At 71.7% G+C, this 4,226-nt stretch carries 2 protein-coding genes and 1 pseudogene; all 3 read left to right on the top strand.

What is annotated here, in order from left to right; genetic code table 11:
* Nucleotides 1-1,557 (top strand): annotated as a pseudogene (locus MZTS_RS21165) (cellulose biosynthesis cyclic di-GMP-binding regulatory protein BcsB); the annotation flags it as partial.
* Nucleotides 1,557-2,750 (top strand): family 8 glycosyl hydrolase, encoded by a 1,194-nt coding sequence (locus tag MZTS_RS21160; protein ID WP_192285312.1) that lies wholly within the window; start codon nucleotides 1,557-1,559, stop codon nucleotides 2,748-2,750. The pseudogene MZTS_RS21165 and the gene MZTS_RS21160, both read left to right, overlap by 1 nt.
* Nucleotides 2,735-4,226 (top strand): hypothetical protein (locus tag MZTS_RS21155; protein WP_192285311.1); only part of this gene is annotated, 1,492 nt, incomplete at its 3' end. The genes MZTS_RS21160 and MZTS_RS21155, both read left to right, overlap by 16 nt.

Raw genomic sequence — 4,226 nt, 5'->3', positions numbered from 1 at the left:
CGCGACCGGGGATGGCGGCGGCAGCCAGCCCGGCGCCGCCCTCGCCCCGCTGATCCGGGGCTACGAGGTCGAGGGCGGCGAGCGGCTCGAACTGGAGAAGCTCGGCGTCACCACCCGCGAATTCAGCGGGCGCCTGCTGCGCACCCGGTTCGAGCTGCGCTTCCCCGCCGATTTCGTCCCGGCCGATTACGGCAAGGTGATGCTGCACCTCGCCGGAGGCTACGCCGCGGGCCTGGCTTCGAGCGCCCAGATCGTCGTCGACATCAACGGCCGCAACGCCGCAAGCGTGCCGCTGCCCTATACGCGCGGCGAGGTGTTCGACGACCAAGCCATCCCGCTGCCCTTGAGCCTGTGGCGGCCGGGGCTGAACAGCGTCGAGATCAGCGCCCAGTTGCCGAACGCCTCGGACAAGGTCTGCAACACCCTCTCCCCGGCGGCGCGGCAGCCGCGCTTCCTCTTCCTTGATCGCACCCGCCTGGAAATCCCGGCCCTCGCCCGGGCGGTGCGCAGCCCCGATCTCGCGGCGGTCAAGGCCGGCGCCGTTCCCTTCGCCGCCCCGGGCGCGCGCCCGCGCCTCGTGCTGCCACCACCGACCGCGACACCGCCGATGCCGCCGCCACCCTCGCGGCCCGGCTCGCCATCGCCGCCAAGCGCGTCATCGATTTCGAACTCGTGCCCGATGCGGGAAGCACGGAGGGCGGCGCCAACCTCGTGGTCGCGCCGGCCCGGGCGCTCACCCCGGTGACGCTGCAGACCGTCGGCCTCGACCCTGACGAGATCCGCCGGATCTGGGAAGGCCGGGCGGAGACCGTGGCCACCCCCGGCCAGTTCGGCACCGAGGGCGTGCTGACCCTCGACCGGCTGCGCCGCAACGTGCCGATGCGCTGCTCGCTCCCCCCCGCCGCCGTCCCGGTCAGCGTGGCCGCGGCCGCGCCGAGCACGGTGCCGGTTCCCGCGCCGGCTCCCACCATATCGGCCCCCGCGCCGCGATCCGCGCCCCCGGCGGCGGGTGCGGAGACCGATGAGCAGCTCGTGGCGCGCTGGGACCAGACCCTGTCAGGCTCCGCCGTCGTCCCGGCGGTCCTGCGTGAGGGCTGGACCCGGCTCGCGAATTGGGGCCTGAAGCTGCATAGCGGGGTCACTGGTCTGATGGACGAGCCGGCGGCAGCCGTGCCGGTCAATCCCCGCGCCTCGCTGATCATCGCCGAGGGCAATGGCGGAACTCGGCTCAGCGACAGCACCGTGCTCGTCACCGCCCCGAACCCGTCCATGCTGAAGGCCTCGGTCTCCTGCCTCGTCGATCCGGTGGTCTGGACCCGCCTCGTCGGGCGCGCCGCCTTCCTCGACGCCTCGGACGGCACCCTCACGACCATTCAGCCGGACCATGTCGCGCTGATCGAGACGCGGTCTTGGTCGCTGCCGAACTTCCGGCTGGTCGCGGCGGCGTGGCTTTCCCTCAATCCCGCCTATTATGTCGGCATGACCCTGATGATGGCCCTGTGCCTCGGCCTCGCCACCACGAGCCTCGTGCGGCAACTCGGCCGAAGGAATTCCTGATGGACCTCGTCCGCCGCGCGCCGCGCGCTCGCCTCGGTGTCGCGGCGCGCGGCTTCGCCCTTGCCCTCGCCGCCACGCTCCCGGCGGCGACATCCGCCCTCGCGCAGCCTTCGGAGGCGACCACCGTGCCGCCCGCCACCGCCCTGCCGACCCCGCCGCGCCCCGAGAGTCCGGCCCGGTCGGATGCCGGCCCCGTGCTCGCCAACACCCTGGGAGACGACGCGGCTTGGCAATCCTACCGGCAGCGCTTCGTCACCGAGCAGGGCCGCATCGTCGACACCGCCAACGGCCTGATCAGTCACAGCGAAGGCCAGGGCTACGGCCTGCTGCTCGCGGTCGCGGCCGGCGACCGGGCCACCTTCGAGCGGATCTGGGGCTGGACCCGCGCCAACCTGATGGTGCGGTCCGACGAATTGCTGGCCTGGCGCTGGTCTCCGGACCAGCGGCCGGCGGTGGCCGACATGAACAACGCCACCGATGGCGACATCCTCATCGCCTGGGCCCTGACCGAGGCGGCGGAGGCCTGGGGCGAGCCCTCCTACCGCACCGCCGCGCGCCGCATCGCCGTGGAGTTCGGCCGCAAGACGATCCTGTTCAAGGATCCGCACGGGCCGGTCCTGCTGCCCGCCGTCGCCGGCTTCTCCGCCCGCGAGCGCAGCGACGGGCCGCTGATCAACCTGTCCTACTGGGTGTTCCCCGCCTTCCAGCGCCTGCCGATCGTCGCGCCCGAATACGATTGGGCCTCGCTGATCCGCAGCGGCCTCACCTTCCTGCGGCAATCCCGCTTCGGGCCGAGCGGCCTGCCGACCGAGTGGATCTCGGCCAAGGAAACGCCGCGTCCTGCGGACGGCTTCCCGCCGCTGTTCTCCTACAACGCCATCCGCGTGCCGCTCTATCTCGCCTGGGCGGGGATCGGCCGGCCGGAGGATTACGCCCCGTTCAAGACGCTCTGGGGCGGCCTCGAACGCGAGCGCCTGCCCATCGTCGACACCCGGGACGGGCAGGCGGTCGAGTGGCTGAGCGAGCCGGGTTACACCGCCATCCCCGCGATCACCGCCTGCGCGACGGATGGGACGCCCTTTCCCGAATCCTTAAGGACGGTGCAGGATAACCAGAACTACTATCCGACGACCCTCCACCTGCTCGCGCTGATCGCGGCTCGGATGCGGTATCCGTCATGCGTGAAGTCCTGAGGCCCCTCGCCGCCGGCCTCGCCGCCGCACTCCTGCTCGGTGGCGGCGAATCCGCCACGGCCCAGGGTAGCGCGCAGCCGGCGCCCGAACCCGCCCCGCGCATCGTCTACGGCGACGGCGTGCGCGCGCCGGCGATCCTCGTCGATCCCGAAACCGGGGGCACCCCCGGCATGGTCGACGAGAGCGCCCTGCGCTACTACGCCTCGCAGAAGCAGACCGCCCGGATGAAGGCCGAGATCGCGCGGCTGAAACGGCTCTATCCGGGCTGGACGGAGCCCACCGACCTGGAAACCCTGCAGCCGAGCCCGCCCGAGGAGGCTCCGCTGTGGGATCTCTTCACCGCCGGCCGCTTCCAGGATCTGCGCGCGGCCATCGCCTCCCGCCGCTCGGTCGATCCGGCCTGGCAGCCCTCCGAGGAACTCGCGCGCAAGCTTCGCCGGGCGGAGTTCCGCAGCAGCATCAAGGCCGCGGCGGAGAAGGGCGGCACGGGGGGCAATGCCGAGGAGGTGGTCGGCCTCTACCGCGGCGATCCCGGCGCGCTCGATCCGTCCGACGTCGAGAGCGTCTGGCGGATCGCCGACGGGCTGGCCGCGACGGGGGCGACCGAGGACGCCTTCGATCTCTACAAATCCGTCCTCGACGGCAGCGCCGATGCCGGCGCGCGCCTTGCCACGATCCAGAAGGCGATGAGCCATCTCAAGATGGAGCAGGCCGAGCGGCTCATCGCCATGGGGCGTTCGAGCCAGGAGGGGATGTCCGAGTTCGAGGCGATCCGCCTCGACATCACCCGGGCGCGGATCGCCGCCTTCCTGCACGACGAACCGGCCCAGACGCCGACGCTGGCCGACCTCAACGCCTTCCAGGCCTATGCCCGCAAGAGCGGCGATCCCGGCCAGACCGGGCTGCTCGGTTGGTACGCCTACAAGCGCCGCCAGTTCCGCGAGGCGTTGGAATGGTTCAAGCTCGCCATCGCCCGCGGCGGCGACGCCATGGTCGCCCACGGCCTCGCCCATACCCTGCGCGAGCTGAACATGCTGCGCGAGGCGGAAGAGGTGGCCTATGCCTGGCGCGACCGCTTCGTCGGCAACGAGCTGCTCTTCATCGACGTGCTCGAACGCAAGCTGACGCTGGCCAACCCGCCCTTCATCGAGCCGGCCCGGATCGAGCGCTACGCCAAGGTCGTGATCGCCTCGGCCTCGGGCGAGGGCGCGCAGGGACTGGCGTGGTACGCCTACAATTCCTGCCAGTTCGACACCGCCCTCGAATGGTTCCAGCGCGCCGTCGCCTGGATGCCGAGCGAGACCACGGTGTTCGGTTACGCCCTGACCCTGCAGCGGTTGAAGCGCCAACGCCCCTATCTCGAAACCGTGAACCGCTATGACGGCCTGTTTCCGAAGGTCGTCGACATGCTGTTCCGCGAGGATCCCGGCGGGCCGCCCCTGCCCTGCGCGGCGCCGCAGCCGCCCCCCGCCCGTT

Origin of the sequence: Methylorubrum zatmanii, assembly GCF_014845115.1 — a bacterium.
GTDB classification, from domain to species: domain Bacteria; phylum Pseudomonadota; class Alphaproteobacteria; order Rhizobiales; family Beijerinckiaceae; genus Methylobacterium; species Methylobacterium zatmanii.
Note: the sequence above shows the minus strand (reverse complement) of the source record. Positions and strands in the feature narration are given on the sequence as shown.